This window comes from Nostoc sp. 2RC (genome assembly GCF_014222165.1).
Classification (GTDB): domain Bacteria; phylum Cyanobacteriota; class Cyanobacteriia; order Cyanobacteriales; family Nostocaceae; genus Nostoc; species Nostoc linckia.
Genome location: NZ_JACKZU010000108.1, coordinates 1 through 21,865, shown reverse-complemented (window position 1 = coordinate 21,865; position 21,865 = coordinate 1). Strand labels below are relative to the sequence as shown.

Below are 21,865 nucleotides of genomic sequence, written 5' to 3'. Positions count from 1 at the left end.
ATAAATATCTGGTCTTAAATAAATCCTAAACATATATAATTCCTCATTTATTAACCACAAATAAATCTCTCCAAAACTTGAAGATTTTTACTTTTTGATTATTGAGCTATTATTTAACAGCTAATTGCTGAGAGCTATTATCATGTCTTGGCTCTAAGCGAGGTCAATTAGCCTAATCATCTATATCTTTTATTAAGATAATACATCTGCCAATGCGTTCCAGAAATTCACTTCTAGAAATCATATAATTCCGGCTGATTTTGTCTATTCCTGCTAAGGCTGTAGGAGTTAAGCTAACAGAAACAATTTTCTTCATTTCATCATAGGCTTCTGGTTGACCACGCATTGACTTTAATCCTTTGCGGATGACTTTATTTTCTCGTGGTTCACGTTGCCTAATTCTTTTAGCTGGAAGTTTTTTACAATTACTTTTAGTTGTCATTACCATAATATGTCTTCATTTACTAGCGGATTGAAAAAACAAATTCGTATGTCAACAATCTGTTTTTAATCTAGTAAAAGGTATAGAAGCAATTGTTTCAGATTAATGCCTTCAAACCCTTGCTGAATCAAGCTTTCAAAAAATAAAGTTTTCTAAAGTTTAGGAAGGAACATTGAGTCAAGGTAGAGCACGGGCCCCTTTCCTAAGAACCAAACCTTTATCTAAGAAGCTTAGGGTTTAAGCAAAAATAAATTGAACTCTCCATGAGTTGGGGTATCTGACTCGCAACACTATTAGTCGTGGGTATTCATCAAGTTATAAAAAATGGGGAGGCTTTTTTCGGTTGCTTGTCTATTCACGCATTGTCCCCTAAAAAATGGGCAGGCTTCAATCAAGTTGATTTATCGGGGGGACAACACGCATATTCTAATAAGCCTGCCCATTTTTTTCGTGTCAGACCCTCATCACCTCGGTTACTTGAGTTGTTTTGAAGCCTCCCCATTTTTTAAGATGTTGGCCCAAGGGTATATAAGGGAAAGTTCAATTTATGGAGAGCGGGGATGCTTACTCAGCCATTTTTTGGTTAGCTTAGGGAGATCCATAAAAATAAATCCATTCATCGTATTAAAATGAATAACCGACGGGAGCCCACGAGCTACCCACGTTCGCACAGCGTCTCCGCAGGAGAAGGCTGGGGATTTATTTCGGGTTTGTGCCTTAGCTTTAGCAAAAAAGGCAGAGAGCAGAAGGAATTTATCCCTTCTGCTCTCTGCCCAGGGCGGCCGCATCTAAATTACTCTTGCTCACAACTAAAATTAATAAGCAACGAAAAAACCATGATTTTGGGTTTGGTTTACTTTCCAAGACTCGATGCGATCGCCTGAATCTTTGTCAACAAGCAAAAGTTAATGACACTATTTCTGAGTTTATTGAGAATAAAGAGGTCTTGTTGACATGATGCGGCCGCCCTGGCTCTCTGCCCTCTCAACAAAATCAATAATGATTACTATATCTTAAGGAGCAGATAAGTTCTTCTACCTGGGCCTGGTACCCGACATACAAGTTTTTTATCTTTTACAAATGTTTCTTGGCAAGTCGGTTTCTCGATTGCTTGAATGCGTTGACAACAACTACTAATAAAAGCTTTCCAGTGACTTCTATTCAACTTAGAAATCTTATTTAGTGATAGACCAACCTCAAGCTTATTTAGTGATAGAGCAACCTCAATTAATCTGTAATAGTGCGGTGAGGTTTTTTCGCTAACAGGATTTTTTCCATCACGCATTTGATCTACAATTTCACGCATCTCATCAATAACGGGTGCTTTCCCTTTCGCTTTGTTCGCTATGGTAATTTTAGTGTCAAGTTTTTTAGCTTCCTGAATGATTTTTGAAAACCAGTCTGCGGCGTGCTTGTAAGGTTTTGTTAGATGATGCTTGCTTTCAAAACAACTAGTGCATAGTTGAACTAATTGACACAGCAAGTTACTCCCAGGCTCATACAGTTTAGCTAGTTTGCGTGAGACGGGAACTTCCAGCTTATCGTTCCACAGTTTCTTAACAAGCAAATACAGTTCAATCCGCCAATCAGCATCTAACATATCTGCATGAAGCTGAAGGGTTGGTTGGTTGAGGAGTGAAAGTTGCAGTGTATAGTTTGATAATTCATTACCAGATTTAGATGCTTTAGCAAGTGTGGGTAAGATAGAAATTTTAGGTTTCAAATTTGATTTATCTTTACCAACAAAGTAAAGTACAGTTCTTTCATCTGTATCTGGCATATTTTCATTTAGCTCGATTGGAGAGCTACAAAAAGGTAGCGGTGGTGGAACTTGGTTTAGTTCTTTAATAGCTTGCTTCCAAGGAGCTGGAATATTGTTCAGCGGAATCGGGGGGACAACTTTAATATAATTTATACTCATTGTAGTAAACCATAGAATATAAATCATTATTCCCGCATTTTTAGGAAGCTAACGTCTATGCTTTAAAAATACAATATCAGCAATGCCTGACTTGATTGCAACAAGGATCTAAGTATTGTCTGTAAGTTTTTCACAGGCACATAAATTCAATTTTTATGTACTTTTGCACTTACCAGTAAATAAATCTCCAGCCTTATTAAAACGAATAACTGACGGGAGCCCACTCAAAACCACAAAGGCTGGGGATTTATTTTTATGGATTTCCCTTTTTTGCGATTAAATAGTTTCATCACGGGTTTCAGATATCCCTTCAGAGTCAAACTGAAAATTTACAAAGAAATCTAAAGGTTTTTTGCAAATTATGGCAAAATCCGTGAGTTCAACTACAGCTATCGACCTGGTGATGCACGTACAGGGGTGCAACTTTAAAGAAGCGATCGCGACTTTAAATGACCGCTTTGGTGAGTCTCTTATGGAGAGAGCCGTCACCCACCATGCCAAGAAACAAGCTATTGAGATTGCCCAAACAGAACCAACGCCTCAGTTTGTAACCCCTGTCGAGGACGAAACTAACTGGCAGGCAGTTCATAATTATCTGACTCAGAAACGGGGATTGCCATCAAAATTAGTGCAACACCTCCACACAAGTGGGTTAGTTTATGCAGACTCTCAACAAAATGCTGTGTTTTTGATGAGAGGGCTGAATGGTGAAACTACTGGGGCGTTTTTGAGGGGGACGAGAGGTGAAGACAATACTTTCATGGGATATGCCACTGGCACCAAACGTACTGAGGGGTGGTTTTATATACGTTGGGGAGGACAACCAAGTGATGAAATACAGAGAGTAGTGTTATGTAAATCTCCTGTTGATGCACTGTCTTTTGCCATGTTGGAGGCCCAAACACTGGGAGAAAAGCCCCAACAAAGGACAATGTACATGGCAGTAGATAGTTCTAGGAGTCTGCCTGTGGAGTTTCTCAAGACAATCCCCACACTCATAGCTGCCTACAATAGAGATGATGCTGGAAACGAGATGGCGCAAGCTATCAAACCACTGCTGCCATATACTACTAGGATGCGGCCAAAAGCGGCAGATTGGAATGAGGAGTTATTGGAGCATCTGTGGAAGCAGGAAGAAAAACGCAAACAGCACCGAGAATTGGAACGCGATTGAATAGCGCTACTGGAAACCAAACCGCGATTGTACGACATTTCCAGTATAATTGCTTATTGACAAAAGAATAGCTATAAAAAAATGTTGGGATTTAACTTTGCCTGTACCTCCTTAGGTGACTTAGTCAAAGGTGTATGGTTTGGTTATCAATTTTAATGCTAGCGCCTGTTCCCTGAGCCAAGTTCACTACTTTTTCGATGATGTTTGTAAAACTCTGGTTGGTTAATGGTTTAGACTTTAAATCGTCTACCACTTCTTTAACCGCTTGAGCGAGCTTTGGATCTGCCTTTACTACTGCATGTACTTCCTGGATAGCTTGAGCAAGTTCACCGTCGTTCTGGATAGCTTGTTTGATCTCAACCTCAGCCACATCTACATTTAACGGAGAATCAGGGGCTTGTTCTATAGCCTTTGCTGTATTTGGAAGTTTGATACGAAGCAGTGATAGCAATTTACTAGCTTTTTCACGCACTATTGGTGATAGCAACTCCCTAATTTTCTCAACAAATTGTTCCCCAACTTTTGTCGCTGCCCCCTCGCCAATCTTCATTAGAAACAGAGTACCAATTGCCGTAGCCGTCATTGTCATTGCTTCCATAGAACCTAGTCCTTTATCAATAGTTCAATCACTCGCTTCACCATATCCTATGCTTTGTCACTAAGTATGGTGTCAGCTACTAACTCAGGCAATAGTTGGTCAGATACATCTAAATCGCACGCTTGTCCTGGGTAATTTAGTAAAAATTATTGCTATACTAACGGATTAGTGATACATTTTTGTGAATTTTTTAAAAATTTGTGTCATTCATCAGAAATATCAATATTCTAGATTAATTTTATTCTCTGAGGAGTGCTATTTTAGATGCTTTATTAAGATTTTAAAACATTTCAATGACTACAGAGAAATCAATTCTTTGCAAGTCATGACCTATTTGCTAACCTAGCTTTTTGCGCGTTATTTGAAAAATTAGTCCTCAATAGAAACGAAACTTTGAGGCTGCTTCTTAAATGAAGATAGCAAGGAGATGGCTATGAGTGGAGAGAAGCGTCGCTATGTGAATGTCGAAGAGCAGGAACTGCGTAGATTACGCGAACAAGACAGTAGATTGCGCTCTTTACAGCGAGACCTGCCGGAGCGTCTGAATGCCATCCGAGAAGAGACGAATCGAGAATTACAACAACGTCTTGCGCCTTTGGAACAACGATCGCAACAACAGGAGCAGGAAGCTCGGAAACTCAAAAGTAATTTGGCAATTTTAGAGTTGCAAACTCATCAACGCTTGCGGGAACAACGCAAAGAATTCCAAAAAGCAATTCGTGATTCGGAAAGTAAGCAGCAAGAAGCACTCAAATCTGAGGTAGAACGTCTAAAAGATGGGATGCGCGAGGGTTTTAATGAGCAACGCCGCGTATTTCTCGAAATTACAGCAGAACAAAGGAAAGAGTATCTCGAACTCAATCAAAATCTCGATCGGAAGTTTACAGAACTCATAGACGAAGAGCGTCAAGCACGCGAACAATTGCAGCAACGGCTAGAGCAAGAAAAACAGGATAAGGCTACTTTAGCTCAGGATATTCTGGACGACGTACAGACGATTTGGGAGCAGATAGATCGCAACTACCAACATCAACGCTTTGCTCCTGGTAAACTCAATGACCTCACACGGGAGATAAAACTGGCTCAAAATAATATTCAAAATGGTGTCCTAGAAGCAGCGATCGCCACTAGCCAACAAACCTACTTTAAACTTGTTGACTTGCGTTTAGAACTGGAGCTAAAGCAGTACGATTGGGAAATCCGCTACAATGCTGCTTTAGAAGATTTAAGAAGTCTAATTGCCGAAGTACAAGCCAATCAGAAATATGAAATTGAAATTGGGCAAGGCGATGAATCGCAAAAGTTTAGCTTAGAAGTAGATTACTGGACAAATGGCAGCCTCAAAAAATACGAACAAGAACTCCAGGAAATTCAAACCCGTCTGCAAGAAGGAGCCTCATCTTTAACGACAGAGGAAATCAAGGAAATTGCTGATCATATTAAAAACAACCTACAACATCGTTTAGCTGAGATTGTAGAACAGGCACAGCAAGAGATTTTGAGTTCGCAGTTAAGGGCAGAAATTGCCGACAAAGTAGCGAGTGTTTTGGCTCGTATGGGATATAGGTTGGTAAATGATGCAGATGCTGTATATGCCCAGAGCGATCAACGTCAGGCTTATTTATTAAGGTTGAAAGATGCTACTGGAGGTGAGGTAGTCACCATCATTAGCCCTGATCAGGAGTTTGGTAAGAATTTAGTTTCTATTAATTCTCAGGGAAAAATCTTACGGGATGAAGCTGCACAAAAAAGAAATGCGGAAGCAATTTTCGACGCTCTCAAATCTCAGGGTATAGAAACTCCAGGAACCACAGAATGCAGCGAGCAACCGAGAAGCGATATCGAAATTTTATTCCAAAATGCCTTGCAACCAAGGATTAGTAGAACTGAACAGATAAATCAGACGGCACAAGAATCATAAAAAGTAGTATAGGTATGACTGTTGAGAGAGTTACGGCAGGGTTGAACTTAACAGCAGGCAATCACTTTATCATTCTTTACGGCGCAAACACCAGCGACGAATTTTGTACACCGGATTTACTGCTGCATGATATTGAATGGGTATTACACCAATACCTCCAGTCTCAGGGATATCAGCGTATCCTCTTCTTTAATCAACATCGCAAACTTTATTTTCTAGATCGGGAATCTTGTCAGCGCTGCCTACCTGAACCCGTTTCTACCAATGTATCACCACCGACAAGCAATGAAATTATAATCCAGCAAAGTCCGTTGGGGAAAAGCAAAAACCTATTACAAAATAAGTCTGAGCCTGTTGCTCCTACGTCTGTTGTTTGTGCTGAAGTTACTTCTCAAGCCCCGTCGTTGATGAACGATGGTAGAGTAATTGAATTTTTTCAGACCGCGATGGAAAAGCCGGAGCCGCGATCGGCAATTGTGTTTACTAATGCTGAAGGTTTAGCCGACTTCAGTGAACAACAGGAATTATTCGGGCGTATTGTTGAATGGTCGCGTCTGCCAGCTAGAAATCGAAATTGTTGTATTTTTGTATTTCACTGTGATAATCGCAATGTTCTGGCACAATTTTGTGAGCGTCATCGTTTTACCTACCTGCATAACTTCTTACTGCATCAAGAACAAGTAGGGCAATCATTAAATATTGTCCGTGTGTGCAGTCCCAGAGCCGATGAGATTAAGCATTTAATTCACTATTTTCGTCTTGTTAAAAACAAGCCTGTTGACTGGGGGACGATTGAACGTCTGTCGCAATGGATGTCCGCAGAAAATTACACCTTGAAGAACTGGGACAATCGCTTTGATGAAGCTGAGGCAATTTCTCTGCAAGAAGCGAGAAAACGGGGGTGGCTTTCAAGTAGTATATCTACCGAACCCGCTTTAGAGCGTCTCCAGAAAATGATCGGTTTGCAGTCGGTCAAAGCAGTGGTCAGACAAGAAGCAGACTTATTGAAAATTGAGAAAATACGTCAGCAGAAAGGTCTAGTGACAGAACCACCTCGTTTACATCTAGTGTTTAAAGGTAATCCGGGAACAGGTAAAACTACAGTCGCTAGACTCATTGGCGAAATTTATCGAGATTTAGGCTTACTACAACGGGGACACGTTGTACCAGTGGCGCGTAAAGATTTGGTAGGTCGATATGTCGGTGAAACAGCGATGAAGACAGATACTGCGATCGACAGGGCTTTAGATGGAGTTCTGTTCATTGATGAAGCTTATAGCCTTAACCAAGGAGAAAACGATCGTTTTGGTTCAGAAGCCATAGATACCTTACTCCAGCGTATGGAAAATGACAAGCATCGATTAGCTGTAATTATTGCCGGTTATCCTGACAATATTAATGAGTTTATCGACTCTAACCCCGGACTAAAGCGACGATTTCCCACGGAAATTCTGTTTGAAGATTATCAACCAGAAGAACTGATGGCTATCTTTCGCCAGAAAGTCTTGGAGGTACAAGGAATCATTGCGCCTCAGCTAGAAACAGCACTGGTAAATTTATTTACCCAACTCTATGAAGAGCGAGATGACCAATTTGGTAACGCTGGACTTGTCGAGAATCTGTTTAAAGCAATGGATCAGAGGCGATCGCAACGGATCTTACAACAGAATTTAGATGTCTTCCACGAACCCTTTGAGTTAGAGGATTTGCCACCCAAAGAGCGAGAAATCAGCAAGCAAGGAGTCAAAGACAAAGATCATCTACGGCAAATCTTGCAAGAACTGGATAATATGATTGGGTTGCAAAATGTTAAGCAAAGAGTCAATGAGTTAGTCAACACCGAAAGAGCCAACCAACGTCTAAAAGCAGAAGGCTATGATTTAGTTAGTACTGTAGAAACCAGACATATGCTGTTTGTCGGTAATCCCGGTACAGGTAAAACAACTGTGGCGCGGATAGTTGGCAAAATATTTAAAGCTTTGGGGTTACTGCGGAAAGGACATTTTGTGCCAGCGGTCTACAGCGACCTTGTTGCAGAATATGTTGGACAAAGCGCACCTAAAACCAAAAAAGTTATTGAATCTGCTTTAGACGGTGTTCTGTTTATCGATGAAGCCTATTCCTTAGCTCGGTCGAAGTTTGGAGAAGAAGCAATTAATACCCTAGTACCAATGATGGAAGACTATCGCGATCGTCTGGTAGTGATTCTTGCGGGCTATTCTCTAGAAATGGAAGAGTTTCTCAACGCTAATTCGGGAATCGCCTCACGAATCAGTGACAGGATTGAATTTCCTGACTATAACCGCACAGAACTTTTTGACATTTTCATGGGACTATGCAAGCAAAATCAAATCAAGTGTCCAGAAAAAGTAGAGAATAAGTTGAGAGAGGTTTTTTATAGAATGTATAATTTTCGTGGCAGAAACTTCGGCAATGGACGAGATGTGCGGAATTTTTACGAAAAAATGCTTCGGCAGTTGAAGAATAGAATATCGCGAGAGAATTTAACTGGAGAAGCAATGCTGACTTTTGCAATTAGCGACATTCCTAGTTTGAACTAAATTATGAACAATTGTCCTGTTTGCAATTCTAAATACTTAGAAGGTGAGGGAACTTGCCAAATTTGTAGCTGGGATTTAACACCCTATCCGTTGACATTTGTGGGGCAGATACCTGATGCGTATATATCTAAAGAGAAGGTAAAGTTAACCTGGGCACGAGAAATTTGGGTGAATCAGCAACAGTTACCAGAAATTGCACAATTGCAACAAGAAAAAATCAAGTTAGAGACTGTCATACACAAAAATCAAACAGAATTTGCACAAGAGCGATCGCATCTACAATCAAAAATAGAATCTCTCAATCACGAGAAAAACGATTTGAATACAAAATTGCAAGGACTTACAGATGAGCGATCGCAACTCCAATTGCAAACAGAGACTATCACTCAGGAGAAAACAAAAATTGAACAAGAGCGATCGCATCTGCAAAATCAGGTTGCACAACTAACGCAAGAAAACGAGCGTCTCTTAAAGAAAATTAAGGCGCATGAACAAGAGCGATCGCAGTTTCAAGGCACTTTAGAATCTTTCAAACAACAACAAATAATTCTTCAACAGAATATCAAAAAATTAGAAACCGAAAAATCAGAACTACAGAATCAAGCAAATCGTACCCAAATTCAACTGAAAGCAGACCTTTCCCAAGCCGAGGCAAAATTGCTCAACGTTGAACAAGAACGTCGTCGCCTACAAGGACAGTTACAAGAAGTACAAACAGAACTAAAGAAAGTTCAAGATGAGCGAGAACGTCTCCGTGAAAAGCTATCAAGCTTAAAACCTGAGAAAGGTGGTATATGGGACTTATAAATGGTGAAATTAAAGGAGCTAGTACAATTATTAGCTTACAATTCCCACGGATCTTTTGATTGCACTATTTTTTTTGTATTGGGTTCGCTATCAATCTGTTTATTTTCCGTAATTTCTTTTTCCTTAAAACCAAAATTGGGGTCGGCTGCAAATCTCTTTTCAGTCTGCCTTGGCTGAGTTGATTGGTCAGTTCTTCGAGAACGGTAATGCTTAATGTTAGCAAGCTCCCGTTTTGTGTCTTCTATCTGATATTGTAAAATTTTGATATTCCTTGTTAATTCATGGGCTTCATTTTCTCTACCTTCTTTCATTAGGTCTTTTCTTTTTTCTCTTAGTTGTTTTATTATTTCTGAGACTTCATCTATATATTTCCTTAATTTTGTTTCCTCATCAACACCTACTATTTGCTCATACATCTTATCAACAGTTTCATTTCCATACTTGAATTCAGCTACCCTTCCCGCAGTGTTACGCATTATAAAATCAAATGTATTTGCTGCCCCCTCTCCAATTGTATCCTTAATAAAGTTTCGAGCTTGTTTAGAAGCACTAACAATGTTCTCAACTTCCAAATCTATCTCTAGATTGATATCATCTCCCACTTGTTGGGGATGAATCTCGAATTGACCAACCCGACCAGATTGATGAACCTGTTTGTTTCCATATTGAGGGGGAGATATATATGTTAAATTCTCAGGTTGAGAGTTAAAATCTATCTGTTTTCCAATTTCCTCCCTAACTTCCACCTCATCAATTACAGCATTTATAAACTGAGAAGAAAGTAAATCCTTCTTGATAAAATTTCCAAAACAAAGTGCTAAAAATTCCCTATTGTTTGAGGCAGTAAACCATATATTTTTGGCATCAGAAATATTCCAAAATATTATTGAATCTTGGCTATTTGGTAACAAATGCTCAATAGAAATATTTTTGGCTTCTAAGTCTTGATTCGGCAATTCTTCTAGAGTAAATTCTCTATCATACTGTGATTTCAATTCGTGTGCATCTGCTTGATTTCTGCCAATATCAGCATAAATTTCTTGCCATTTTTGTGGGACAAATTCTTTGTAAGGCTTGGCAAACAATTGCAGATTCATAGCTGGGGCATCAGTAATCGTGGAGTCTTGCGAAACATAGCCCACAAAAGCATATAATGGTCGCCCAAGTTTATCTCTTGTTAAATCCTCTGGAGTAATATTCGCTTGGGAACCTATTAAATCCCTGACCATACAGGTTACACCAACCACGCAACGTTTTTTACTTCTTATAAATATCCAGCGTGGGTTTCCTGGGAGATTTTCTGCTCCACGGGTTGTGACTTTAATATATTCCCATAACTCATCTTTAATCTTGTCATCAAAGTCATGCGGAATCACCAAAAAACGGAAATCTACAGCATAGGTACGCCCGTAGATAATGGGTGCCCATTTGGATACAGATTTTGGTGTATCGAGAATAATATCGGAAGTTTCTTCAGACATCGACTTGTTGCTCCTTCCCGCCAAGGAATATTTGTGCGTTTGTAAGTTCTTGTGCTAATAAAGCCATTCTTTGTTGAATCTCTTGCAGCTGATTTTGATAATTTCCTAAAGACGACTCAGCTGCGCGTTGATCGTCGCCAGTAAACAATCTTTGAAACCAATTGCCATTTCTTAATGTATCCAACCTAATTTTTGCTTCATTGACCTTTTCTTGTTCAGTCATCGCATATTCACGGAGCTTTGCATACAGTGCAAATACCAAAGGTAAATGTAAATTTTTAGGATCTATTTTTCCTGTTAAACTATCTTTCCCCAACTCTTTACCTAAACTAACTGGACAGAGCATAACCAGCCAATCTTTACTGGGCGTAAATAATGTATTAAACATTTTCTTAATATCGTCAAATAATTTTTCTCTGGATATCTTATCTTGTGCCCGTTCAGCGCATTGGTCGTACTTGGTAATTACAATCACAATCGGAAACGGTCTTTGGCTATCCTTCAGATTTTTTGTCAAATCTGTCAGGAAAATGTTCATTCTACTAATTCCTGCTTTTCTTTTTATTAACCCAAGTTGGGTGTCACTACTTATTTCTTCCCGTAAATATTCTCCAGAAACACACAAAAACACGCAACTCGATTCTCGGAGACGGTTAAGGAGTATTTTATAATCTTCTTGTGTAGAAGTACTTTGCATCGCTCCACCTCGGTAATCTAACCAATCGAAGCTAATCAGTGGTCTCATACCATAACTGAAATCAAACTCGTATTGATATGGCTCGCTACCTGTTGGTGGGGGCCAACGATCTTCTCCTTCTTCATCAACCATTTTCTCCCATAAGCTAGTCAATCTTAAATCCTCATCCATGTCAGTGGTTGCTAAGGTGAATCCTTGTAACCCTAACTGCATAGTTGCGTATAGTCCCAACATATAGCAGGTTTTTCCTGCTCCAGAGAGACCTAGCATTGTAATTTTAGCCTCAGCTGCCATAAATATCTCCTTTGTTAATCATCAGTGCAACTATAAGAGTTGATTTGGCTAGATAAAATTCGATTCTAAAAATCAGATTATTTTGGGTATAAAATTAAAAGTTTTACACTTAATCTATCAAAAACTATGACTTTTATTCAGATTTGCCTCATCAATAAACTATTAGTTAATATTTTACAAATCTAAATTATCCAGATATCCAATTTATTCTCAGCATTTTCTATCAACCCACCTTTATTTTCTGAGAGTAGTCTGGCATAGTCATTTAAGTTAAGTCCGGGTTTGATCAGAGGCAACTTCTGGACATAGTTATATAAAGACTTTGCTGGTTCGATAATTTCTTGCAATTCCTGTTGCTTCTTGAGCGCTTGTTGCTTCTCCTTGGCTGCCATTTCTTGATATGTTTCTTGTTTATTGAGTTTGGCAATCACCCAATCTGCCATTCCTATAAACCCTCGGCTTTGTGCTTCATAGGATTTAGCAAGTTCTGTATGAGACTCAACCCCTGCATAGATTGTTGTGGCTTGAAAAACAACAGCTGCGTGAAGAACAAACAGCAAAGGCATAGGCACATTACGTAACTGTTGACCGCAGGCGATGGGAAGCAACGCACCCCATACAAAGTCATTGGCATTAATAGCTGCAATCAAACCATTCAGACTTTGCAGTAAGTCCACCTGAAAATCCATCACTAAGTCAGTCTTAGTGAGAACGATCGCCAAAGACATGGGACGGTTTAATTCTCGTAGTGCCTGACTAGCAAGTGTTGTCATCCTGCCGATTTGATTGCTGCGAGAATCACCTTGAGCTAAAGCGTCACAGTCACAAAACAGCATAATGCCATCTGCTGTTTTTAAGTCTTGCACCAAAGCTTTTGTTTGGTCACTTTTTTGAGTTTCTAAAATTGCTCCACCCCGGTAATCAGCCCAAGCAAACTGCAATATATTCTTACCTTGATACCGTAAATAGAAATTATATTCTTGTCTTTGGTCTGTCAATGTCGGATATTTACCCTGCTGAATTTGCTCGGCAAGTTCTATCCATCGTTTGTGATGTTCGGGTTCAACAGCTTTTAATCTAAATCCTTCTATGCTTTGCTGCATACTCCCGTAAAGGGATGCCATATAAGTAGTTTTGCCAACTCCTGTGTGACCAAGCATGATGATTCGCATTCTTATCTCCACCCCATATCATCTTCTTCTGTCCGATCCTGCTCGGTTTTATCTCTAAAACCAAGTACGCTATCTTGATTGAATGATGAAACGTTTGAGTCACGCTCATGTTTATGAGATCTAGGTTTCACAGAGGAATTATTTTTAATTAGCAGATTCACTGTCAAAGCAAAAAGCATGAGAATCCAAGCAATAACTCCTCCAATCAAAGTATATATGGCAACCTTATCATTTACTACTCCCCAGATTCTAGCTACTAAAAATCCGCTAATTGCTCCTATAAATGCAGCAATTACTTGTAATGATACGAAAATAATTTTGTCTTTTTTATTACTAAAGGTTTGACAGTTTGGTCTGGGTTCACTGGGTTCAGAAGCTAATTCTGGCGAAGAAACAGGTGTTCTTTCTTGCATCCTGATAATTTTTTGTGGGGCGGTAACATCGGTGGCTGTGACGTTGAGGAAAGCACCATTGATGGCATTACTTCCTGAAGCCAGACCCATGCATAGAGAAACGTTGTTACCTGCTCGAATTTGCTTGGCAGCTGTAGCCCATAAATAATACCTTTCTGGATCGCGATCGGGCCACAGGTATACTTTGTTATTTTCCACTAAATTTAAGTTAAATTCTCTTGTATCTAATTCGGTAGGAATTTCAACTGTTGGGAGAGAATCTTGGTAGTTTGTAGAAATAGGGACATTGCTTCTATCATCATAAGACTTGAGTAGCCAATTTGCAGTTACATACTGATAGTAAGGAGGGTTAAATAAGCTGAAATTTTCAGGCAAATAGTCAGGAATTTTAACTATGTCTTGGTCTGTAACTCTTGTCGCGTAGCCAACAAAAGTGTAAAGTGGTCGTCCTCTTTGGTCTCTGGTGATATCTTGAGCGTTATTATTGACTGGCTCGCCAAGGTCACGCGCCATACAGGCTACACCAACTACACAAAGTCTGTCATTTGTGAAAACAGCCCATCGCGGCTTGCTTGGTAGCTCTTCTGGAAGACGAGTCATGGTTTGGATATGGGACATAAGCCAATCGGTTTCTGTCCTATTAAAGTCATGAGGAAGAGCTAAGAGGCGAAAATCAACTTCATAAGTTCGACCATAGACGATCGCAGCCCAACGAGACATCTGTTTATCTCCTGATTTAATAATTTTTTTACTCGCCAAGCGAGAGATATTTTTCCAATGCTTCTACAGGTGCAATCAGAGGTTCTAATTCTTTGTATTTGGCGATCGCTTTTTCTAGACTCTCTTGAGACATTTCTCTGTAAGTTGTATTGCCTTGAACGATATCCCATAGCTCTTGTACAAAACCACCAAAACCGTGAGTTTGTTGTTCATAATATTTTGCCATCTGCTGATGTTGCTCGATTTCTTGGCCTAGATAATTAGCTTGGATATAGATCCCTACGTAGAGTACAAACAGTAGAGGTATGGGAACATTGATCGGTTCACAACCGCAGGCGATCGGAATCCGCATACTAGCAATATATTCACTGACTTCTATAGCTTTAGTTAATCCTTCAAAGGGTTGGAGGTGATCTTCGTTAATTTCATCAACTAAATCTGCTTTTGTTAACACAACTGCTAGTCCAATCGGACGCTCTATATTTTTCAACGCATTTGTCATCAGTGCAGTCATCCTACGAATTTGATTTCTGCGTGCGTCTTTCTGTACAAGAGCTTGACAATCACAAAAGACTAAAACACCATCTGCTTGCTGTAAATCCTTTTGTAACAATCTAGCTTGTTCGCTGTCTTGAGTCTCTCGGATAGCTCCCCCCCGATAATCAGCCCATGTAAAGGGGAAAAAATCTTGACCCTGATATTGTAAGTAAAATTGATACTCCTGCCTTTGGTCTGTAGGCGCAGGGTACTTATTCTGTTCTATATTTTTGGCAAGTTTGATCAGCCTGTTGTGATCGTTGATGTGAATTGCCCGTAAACTAAATCCTTCAATGCCTTTGTGTAATATCCCGTACATAGATGCCATGAATGTTGTTTTTCCAACTCCTTCATGACCAATCTCCACAATTCTCATATTGTTAGGTTGTTAATAGAATTTAATTGTATTAAATCTGTATTATTTTTGACGCTTCTATACTTAATCAGTGAGCGTTTTTTTATGTCGCCGTAGTAAAAAAACAGGTATTTACTAGGATTAATGGCTAGTTTATCACTAAAAGAAAAACAATGCACATTACTGTTTTCTAAAATTAAGTTAAAATCAAAACAAAAAATAACCTGATATTTACAGTTGCTCGCTACCTACTATTACGACAATACTTAAAAGCGATGGTAAGACTTGATTTGTCAAGTAAATCTTAAATTTGTCATTTGGTGCTTGTTCTAATGTTTTAGCGACGTAACTGCACACAGCAGGCAGCTTAATGTTTAGTTTTATAAATTAACTTTTATGTTTTCACATCAAGTTGGGCTTGACTTTAGTACGGCTAACTCAGTAGTTTCTTACTTAGAGAATGGTGAGTTACATATCTTTGAGTACGATTCTGATACTGGACAAAAGCGCATTCCTGACTGGATTATATACGATGGTGATAGCATAGTAATTGGTGATGCAGCTCTTACTGAGGTAATCTGTAACCGAAATATAGAGTCCTATAGGCACTGTGAAAAGCAACTTCTTTTTCAGATATCAGAGTATTGGAATGAGGAAAAACAGCAGCGCGATCGCATAACTGTGACCGCAGATTTTTTGCGTAAATTGTTATTTTCTTCAGCAGTTGAGAGTTCTAGCTTTAGTCAACAAAAAGGTAAGATTACCAATCTAGTTATCGCTATCCCAGAAAGCTATTACCAAGATATTGCCAGTCCAGAAAAACGAGATTTAGAGCATCTGATAGCGAACAAACTGGGCATGGGGGCAAATAATTTTCAATTAATTAGTGATGTTGTTGCTGCTGCTGCATACTGGATTTGGCAAAAGCAACATCAGCACCTAAAAACACATGGCAACCTGTTAGTTTGTCATCTGGGGAGTAGTAGTTTGAGCCTGAGTTTGTGTGCCATCAGTACAACAAACAAAGTCAAAGTTCTTTATTCAGACTCACAAGCAGATGCAGATTTTGCCTGCGATCGCCGATGTGTACAATTAGCCTATACTCAAAAACATGGAAATGCTTTAACTCAAGATAACCCTGAATTTATGCGTTTGCTCAGGGATTTAGAATTAAAAAAACTTAACTCCCAGCCAAAAAGTGCTAGCAGACTGATGACATATTTGAAAATGCCAGAGGCAATGGCAGAATACAACCTCTATTGCTTTGGTGGTGGATATGCTGTTAAATGCCGACAAATCAGTGAAGCATTTGCACCTATGCAAAACAAAATTCACCAGATGAGTCAACGCTTGCATAATTGGATGCAGCACCATCAACAATCCTTTGACTTTCTATTTCTCGTAGGTGCTTTCTCCCAATTTATCCTAGCTCAAAATGCGCTGCTGCAAGCTCTGGATATTCAAGAAAACGACCCGCATTTTGATCCCAGCTTCAACAATACTCACAGTGCTTTTGCTATTTCCCACGGCGCTTGTCTCATAGCAAATAACTTAATTGATCCTGTTGAAAGATGTGCATATACATTTGGCATTGTTGGGGAAAATTTAAATGTTCATGCGGAAAAAGAACAACAGTTGATTCCGATTATCCAAAGTGGCACAAATTTAGATGACTTACTACATACCAAATTTCTCGACAAACCTTTGCTAACAGCATTTACAGGAAACCTGTTAACTATAACTGTGTGGGTAGATGCCAACATACAAGGGCATATTTTAAAAGAAGTAAAACTAGATGGTAGACAATTACCAAAATATTCTGGGAATAACAGTTGGCGAGTAGGAATGCGATTCAGCCATGAAAACATATTGTATTTAGTGATTGAAGACTGTAAAAATAAACAGAGCTTAGAGTGCAAATTGGAAGTCTTTGCAGATATTCTCACACCAAAGTAAAAGTAAAGTTTTAATTATTGTTAAGTGAATATACAAACCATTAAGGAAACTAAATTATGTCAAGTAATGAAAGCTATTCTATCTCTACAGAAAAAGCAGCCTTAGTGGCTCAGGGAAGTCCGGTAAATATTCAGAATATGACCAATAATATTCTTGGGTTAAGCTCTGTAAATTCACAGCCTACGGATTTTCCGATGAATGTTCCTTTTCCCAATGCTACAGAGTTTATCGGTCGTGAAGAGGAAGTTAAAATCATCCATGAGCAACTCATGCAGTCATACGTTCCGATTGCCCTTTATGGTACTGGTGGAATTGGCAAAACTGAGCTAGCTATTCAATATGCACGCCAATACCAAGAAAGCTATGAAGGTGGTATTTGCTGGCTTCCAGCTAGAGATATAGATGTAGCCAAAAGCATTTTGAACTTTGCTCGTTCTCTTCTAGGTATTGACCCTCCAAAAGATTTAGATGTCCGCAATCAGTTGGAATATTGTTGGTCACGTTGGCGGGAAGGAAAAGTTTTAATTGTTTTTGATGACGTAAACAATTTTGACAGAATCCAAAACTACTTACCTCAGAGATCCCGTTTTAAGGTGCTAATTACAACACGTTTAACCTATGGGCTATCTAGGATTAAATTTTTAGAAATTCCTTTTTTGAATGAGTCTGTTGCTGTGAAACTGCTGAGAGCAAGTCTGAGAGGAGAAGATAAACGTATTGATGAAGAAATGGATTATGCGAAGAAGCTTTGTAAATGGCTTGATTATTTGCCTTTGGGTTTAGAGTTAGTAGGTCGTTATCTAGATAGAAAACAGGATTTATCTATTCTAGAAATGCAGAAACGACTAGAAAAAGAAAAACTGGCACAAGAAGCTATTAATAGTATTACTGCTGCTTTTGAACTTAGTTGGCAAGAATTGAGCGAGGATGCAAAACAACTTGGTTATTTGTTGAGTTTATTTGCTCTTGCACCTATTCCGTGGTGGATGGTTGAAAATTTACAATTAGAACAGAAACCTTCCAATGTAGAAAAACTCAGAGATGACTGGCTAATGAAATTTAGCCTCTTACAACGTCAAGAAATTGGTTTATATCAATTTCACCATTTAGTTCGCGAGTTCATAAAAAAAAAGTGTGATGAATTTAATAGCGCAAATGATTTCAAAAAAGATTTTTGCGGGGCGATGGTGAATTTTATAAATCAACTGTTAAGTGGGGAAGCACCTGATGCAGCAGAAACTACTCCACCTATGTTCGTTATTACACACATTGAAGAAATAGCAACAACCTTCTCTTATCTGATGGACGGTAGTCAAATTGTCATGTCTCATACGTGGCTGCTGCTGATATATTCTTATTTGGGAATATATGCTCAGGCAGCATACTGGGGAGAACAATGTCAAGAAGAAATGACACGTCGTGATATCAGAGAAGACATAGCCTCGCTTTGGAATCGATACGAACTAAGTCATATATATTTACGACAAGGTAACTTTAGAAAAGCAGAAAAATACCTGATAGAACTACTGCAACAAGCAAAGGATGCCTTTGATGAAGAAGATGCTAAAGCTGCCTTTCAAGCTCATGTATCTAGTGATTTAGGAAAGTTACTAGCTACTCAAGGTCACTTTGAAAATGCAGAAAATTATTGCCGAGAATCCTTAATAATTATGGAGGAAATAGTTGCCAAACAAGACCGTCAACTCACTCCTAATTTGAGTCTAGATCTGGTTCCAAGTTTAAGTGCTTTGGCTGATGTTTATCGGATTCGAGGAAAATATAAAGACTCTGAAAAACTTTATGAAAGACTATTCGCATTGGGAGATTTTGAATCTGGAGAACATGAGAAATACTTACAGCAACATCCTGTAATTATTATTGATACTTTTATCAAGTTTTCTACTCTTTACCTGGAGCAAGGTTTAACTGATGCTGCTGAAGAATTTTGTGAACAGGCTCAAGGGATTGTAGAAAATACTTTTGGCGATGAACATCCCATATATGCCATATGTTTGAGTAATTTAGCACAAGTATATCTTGCCCAAGGGCGACATCAAGAAGCGGAAGAAATTTGCCAAAAAGCTATTGAAATTAATAAATCTAAAGATAATACTGGACATCCTACTCATGCAATCAACCTCATGAACCTTGGTTCAATTTACACTGCACAAGGTCGTCATGAAGAAGCAGAAATACTATACACAGAAGCATTAGAAATTCAAGAACGGATTTACGGACAAGAACATACAGATGTTGCAGAATCTCTATTGCGTTTGGCAGTAAATTATCTAGAACGAGGATCTGATGATCAAGCCGAGAAAAAGTCAAACCTGACGAAAGCACAAGAAAACCTAAAGAAAGCAGAAAAAATGTACAAATCTGTACTTGGTACAAGTCACCCGAGGTATGGTGAATTGCTGTGTGTTCTTGCAGATGTTAGCTTTTTCCAGAAAGACTACGAAAAAACCGAGAATTTATATAGAGAAGCTATTCAGATATTTGAACAAACACTAGGAGATAGCCATCCTAAGTTAGGTGAAAAATTATCTGTTTTAGCTGGTTTTTTAGTTAGCCAAAATCGGAAAGAAGATGCAAAACCTCTATATCAAAAGTCGTTAGCAGTTGCAGAGGAGGTTTTTGGAAAAGATAATCCAAATGTTTGTGAATATATGCTGGAAATTGCCGAGTTAAACCGTTCTCTTGGCCACGAAGAAGAGGCGGAGTCTATGTATGCTCAGGCAATTGGTATATATAGTAAAGACAAGTCTATTAATCCTGATTTTTCAGAGGGGTTAATGAGACTAATTGAACTTTATAAGTCTCAACGTCGTGATGATGAGGTAGTTGCTTTATACAAAAGGTTATTGGAAGTAAGCCGCAGACTTCTTGGCAACGAACATCCAAATATCGTTAATATTCTGAGTAAATTAGCAAAATATCTGGCAGAACAAAAGTCTTATCTAGAAGCGGCTGGGTTTCATGAAGACGAGCTAAAGATTAGAAAAAGTATTTTTAACGAAAAACACCCCAGTATTGCTAATAACATGGGTAATCTTGCTCATGTTTATGAATTACTAACAAGATTTGACGAAGCAGAAGAACTATATCGTCAGGCTCTAGAAATTAATACTATTGCCTATGGTGATTCACATAAAAAAGTTGTGATGATTCAGAGAGCTTTAGTTCAAATAGATAATTATAAAAAACTTAGTAACTCTAATAAAAAAGAACCTTCTTATCCAAATCCTGAATATACTACATCAGATGCTAGTAATTCAGAAGCATCACCAAGAGAACAGCCAGTCAATAACGAAGCAACGGTTCCGAGTCAAGAAATTAAAGAACAATCTACCGAGGTAGAAAATAAACTCTCAGAGAAGGAAAAATTAGAAGAGCAAAACGCTCAGATGGAAAACGATCTGAAAAACTTGACACAGCAAAATAATCAACTGAAAGAGAAGATGCAAGAATTGGAAGAGCAGCAAAAACTTTTTGAGGCACAAATTGAAAACTATCAGCAAAAAAATTTGGCACACGAATCAGTTTTAGAGACAGCTGCAAAAGAATTAATTAGGCTAACTCAGGAAGAATGTGCAAAACTATCTGAACTTTTAGTAGTTGTTCTTAATGATTTAGAACAGGAAAGAAAAAATTATAAGCAAAAATGGGATGAATTACAAACAGCGATTGAAAAATTCAACAAATATGGAGAAGAAACAGATGAAATATATTGTCATCTTCGTACTCATTATCAAGCTGATGATGTTCTGAGTCAAAATCTACCTCTGGATAGAAAAAAAGTAGATAGTGTTATAGAAAAAGTTCGTCAATTATTAGCTGAACTAGACAAAGAACTCTCTCATGCTCGGACTGTACATGAAGAAGCGAAGAAAAGATCTATTTATACCTTTTAAATATGTCTCTTTTAAATATTGCCGAAATTTGTCCTGCTACACACACTCTCGGCCCAGGCCAACGTTTTGCAATCTGGGTTCAAGGTTGCTGTTTTCGTTGCCAAAACTGCATTTCTCCAGATTGGATACCAATGATAACAGCAACTTTAATCGAACCGAAACTGTTAGCAGATATGGTACTGTCTACTCTGAATACAGAAGGGATAACAGTTTCAGGAGGTGAACCAATGCTTCAAGCAGAGGCTTTATTGGAGCTATTCACTCTTTTGAGAGAACAAAGAGATATATCTATCATTTGTTTTACAGGTTTTACTATAGAGCAACTGCGCTCAAAAGGCGATCGCAATATCAACCAAGTTCTCAATACTATTGATGTCCTGATTGATGGACAATATATACAAGAGCTTAATGACAACAAGGGTTGGCGTGGTTCTTCCAACCAAGTAGTTCATTTCCTGTCTCCAAGATATTTGCCGGAAGCCAGTTTGTTTCTTGAGCGTGAACGTAATGTAGAGATTCATTTATGCAATGACGCGGCTCTAATGGTTGGCATACCCCCGCATAATTTTCAAAGAGCCTTCGAGCAAACAATTGAAAATCTAACGTAAGTCTGTCCACATTCAGTAGACCGAAAACTTTTGCGATCGCTGTGTAATGAATACCTGTCTAAGTGGAATTTTATTTAAAATTGGTGATTTGAAGTACCAGTTTTGAATGAATTAGTGCAATTTGTAACATAAGTAAAGCTAATGAATCAGCCAAGTAGGGTATCAGTTAGGTCGAGGGGGAGTATTATCTCCCCCTCGACCTAACTACCACCCATCGTGTGATTTGAACGATAATTTAGCCAAACGGTCACGAAATACTTCACTTTGTACTAGGACAACATATAGTTCAAAGCT

The 21,865-nt window shown here is 38.7% G+C and carries 15 protein-coding genes; 7 read left to right on the top strand and 8 right to left on the bottom strand.

Features of this window, described 5'->3' with window-relative positions; translation table 11 throughout:
• Nucleotides 1-172: 172 nt before the first annotated feature.
• Both GNE10_RS14535 and GNE10_RS14530 read right to left on the bottom strand, forming a co-directional pair.
• Entirely contained in the window at nt 173-448 is a 276-nt protein-coding gene (locus GNE10_RS14535) for a hypothetical protein (RefSeq protein WP_185565785.1), read from the bottom strand.
• Between the two features lie 1,000 nt (nt 449-1,448).
• The gene (locus GNE10_RS14530) at nt 1,449-2,390 is read right to left on the bottom strand and encodes a hypothetical protein (RefSeq protein WP_185565784.1); all 942 of its coding nucleotides are present in this window, start codon (nt 2,388-2,390) and stop codon (nt 1,449-1,451) included.
• 334 nt (nt 2,391-2,724) lie between these two features.
• Here GNE10_RS14530 and GNE10_RS14525 point away from each other — a divergent pair, with 334 nt between their 5' ends.
• Entirely contained in the window at nt 2,725-3,537 is an 813-nt protein-coding gene (locus GNE10_RS14525) for a DUF3991 and TOPRIM domain-containing protein (protein ID WP_260446881.1), read from the top strand.
• A gap of 124 nt (nt 3,538-3,661) precedes the next feature.
• Here the strand turns inward: GNE10_RS14525 and GNE10_RS14520 are convergent, their stop codons facing one another.
• Entirely contained in the window at nt 3,662-4,135 is a 474-nt protein-coding gene (locus GNE10_RS14520) for a hypothetical protein (protein WP_185565783.1), read from the bottom strand.
• Between the two features lie 433 nt (nt 4,136-4,568).
• Here GNE10_RS14520 and GNE10_RS14515 point away from each other — a divergent pair, with 433 nt between their 5' ends.
• Genes GNE10_RS14515 through GNE10_RS14505 form a run of 3 tightly spaced genes read left to right on the top strand, consistent with a single transcriptional unit; the run spans nt 4,569 to nt 9,424 of the window.
• Nucleotides 4,569-6,056, top strand: coding sequence for a hypothetical protein (locus tag GNE10_RS14515; RefSeq protein ID WP_185565782.1), 1,488 nt, complete (start codon nt 4,569-4,571; stop codon nt 6,054-6,056).
• 14 nt (nt 6,057-6,070) lie between these two features.
• Nucleotides 6,071-8,617 (top strand): AAA family ATPase, encoded by a 2,547-nt coding sequence (locus GNE10_RS14510; RefSeq protein ID WP_185565781.1) that lies wholly within the window; start codon nt 6,071-6,073, stop codon nt 8,615-8,617.
• Between the two features lie 3 nt (nt 8,618-8,620).
• Nucleotides 8,621-9,424 (top strand): hypothetical protein, encoded by an 804-nt coding sequence (locus tag GNE10_RS14505; protein WP_185565780.1) that lies wholly within the window; start codon nt 8,621-8,623, stop codon nt 9,422-9,424.
• A gap of 35 nt (nt 9,425-9,459) precedes the next feature.
• Here the strand turns inward: GNE10_RS14505 and GNE10_RS14500 are convergent, their stop codons facing one another.
• The 5 genes from GNE10_RS14500 to GNE10_RS14480 form a co-directional block, all read right to left on the bottom strand.
• Nucleotides 9,460-10,905, bottom strand: a complete 1,446-nt coding sequence (locus GNE10_RS14500) for a hypothetical protein (protein ID WP_185565779.1) — start codon at nt 10,903-10,905, stop codon at nt 9,460-9,462.
• Entirely contained in the window at nt 10,898-11,896 is a 999-nt protein-coding gene (locus tag GNE10_RS14495; RefSeq protein WP_185565778.1) for a TRAFAC clade GTPase domain-containing protein, read from the bottom strand. Before GNE10_RS14495 ends, GNE10_RS14500 begins: the two co-directional genes overlap by 8 nt.
• A gap of 182 nt (nt 11,897-12,078) precedes the next feature.
• Entirely contained in the window at nt 12,079-13,068 is a 990-nt protein-coding gene (locus GNE10_RS14490) for a TRAFAC clade GTPase domain-containing protein (protein ID WP_185565777.1), read from the bottom strand.
• A gap of 2 nt (nt 13,069-13,070) precedes the next feature.
• Entirely contained in the window at nt 13,071-14,201 is a 1,131-nt protein-coding gene (locus tag GNE10_RS14485) for a hypothetical protein (protein WP_185565776.1), read from the bottom strand.
• Between the two features lie 28 nt (nt 14,202-14,229).
• Nucleotides 14,230-15,114, bottom strand: coding sequence for a TRAFAC clade GTPase domain-containing protein (locus tag GNE10_RS14480; RefSeq protein WP_185565775.1), 885 nt, complete (start codon nt 15,112-15,114; stop codon nt 14,230-14,232).
• 375 nt (nt 15,115-15,489) lie between these two features.
• Between GNE10_RS14480 and GNE10_RS14475 the strand changes: the two genes are divergently transcribed.
• From GNE10_RS14475 to GNE10_RS14465, 3 genes are read left to right on the top strand one after another with little or no spacing between them, the layout of a single operon-like run.
• Nucleotides 15,490-17,049 (top strand): Hsp70 family protein, encoded by a 1,560-nt coding sequence (locus GNE10_RS14475; RefSeq protein WP_185565774.1) that lies wholly within the window; start codon nt 15,490-15,492, stop codon nt 17,047-17,049.
• A 56-nt stretch (nt 17,050-17,105) separates the two neighbouring features.
• Nucleotides 17,106-20,963 carry a tetratricopeptide repeat protein gene (locus tag GNE10_RS14470; RefSeq protein WP_185565773.1) on the top strand — a complete coding sequence of 1,286 codons (3,858 nt, stop codon included), beginning with the start codon at nt 17,106-17,108 and terminating at the stop codon, nt 20,961-20,963.
• A 2-nt stretch (nt 20,964-20,965) separates the two neighbouring features.
• On the top strand, nt 20,966-21,571 hold the full coding sequence (locus tag GNE10_RS14465) for a 4Fe-4S single cluster domain-containing protein (protein ID WP_185565772.1): 606 nt from the start codon (nt 20,966-20,968) through the stop codon (nt 21,569-21,571).
• Nucleotides 21,572-21,865 lie beyond the last annotated feature (294 nt).

What these genes read in the sequence shown, in the direction of transcription:
- GNE10_RS14535 (WP_185565785.1), bottom strand. Translation starts at nt 448, where the DNA reads ATGGTAATGACAACTAAAAGTAATTGTAAAAAACTTCCAGCTAAAAGA.
- GNE10_RS14530 (WP_185565784.1), bottom strand. Translation starts at nt 2,390, where the DNA reads ATGATTTATATTCTATGGTTTACTACAATGAGTATAAATTATATTAAA.
- GNE10_RS14525 (WP_260446881.1), top strand. Translation starts at nt 2,725, where the DNA reads ATGGCAAAATCCGTGAGTTCAACTACAGCTATCGACCTGGTGATGCAC.
- GNE10_RS14520 (WP_185565783.1), bottom strand. Translation starts at nt 4,135, where the DNA reads ATGGAAGCAATGACAATGACGGCTACGGCAATTGGTACTCTGTTTCTA.
- GNE10_RS14515 (WP_185565782.1), top strand. Translation starts at nt 4,569, where the DNA reads ATGAGTGGAGAGAAGCGTCGCTATGTGAATGTCGAAGAGCAGGAACTG.
- GNE10_RS14510 (WP_185565781.1), top strand. Translation starts at nt 6,071, where the DNA reads ATGACTGTTGAGAGAGTTACGGCAGGGTTGAACTTAACAGCAGGCAAT.
- GNE10_RS14505 (WP_185565780.1), top strand. Translation starts at nt 8,621, where the DNA reads ATGAACAATTGTCCTGTTTGCAATTCTAAATACTTAGAAGGTGAGGGA.
- GNE10_RS14500 (WP_185565779.1), bottom strand. Translation starts at nt 10,905, where the DNA reads ATGTCTGAAGAAACTTCCGATATTATTCTCGATACACCAAAATCTGTA.
- GNE10_RS14495 (WP_185565778.1), bottom strand. Translation starts at nt 11,896, where the DNA reads ATGGCAGCTGAGGCTAAAATTACAATGCTAGGTCTCTCTGGAGCAGGA.
- GNE10_RS14490 (WP_185565777.1), bottom strand. Translation starts at nt 13,068, where the DNA reads ATGCGAATCATCATGCTTGGTCACACAGGAGTTGGCAAAACTACTTAT.
- GNE10_RS14485 (WP_185565776.1), bottom strand. Translation starts at nt 14,201, where the DNA reads ATGTCTCGTTGGGCTGCGATCGTCTATGGTCGAACTTATGAAGTTGAT.
- GNE10_RS14480 (WP_185565775.1), bottom strand. Translation starts at nt 15,114, where the DNA reads ATGAGAATTGTGGAGATTGGTCATGAAGGAGTTGGAAAAACAACATTC.
- GNE10_RS14475 (WP_185565774.1), top strand. Translation starts at nt 15,490, where the DNA reads ATGTTTTCACATCAAGTTGGGCTTGACTTTAGTACGGCTAACTCAGTA.
- GNE10_RS14470 (WP_185565773.1), top strand. Translation starts at nt 17,106, where the DNA reads ATGTCAAGTAATGAAAGCTATTCTATCTCTACAGAAAAAGCAGCCTTA.
- GNE10_RS14465 (WP_185565772.1), top strand. Translation starts at nt 20,966, where the DNA reads ATGTCTCTTTTAAATATTGCCGAAATTTGTCCTGCTACACACACTCTC.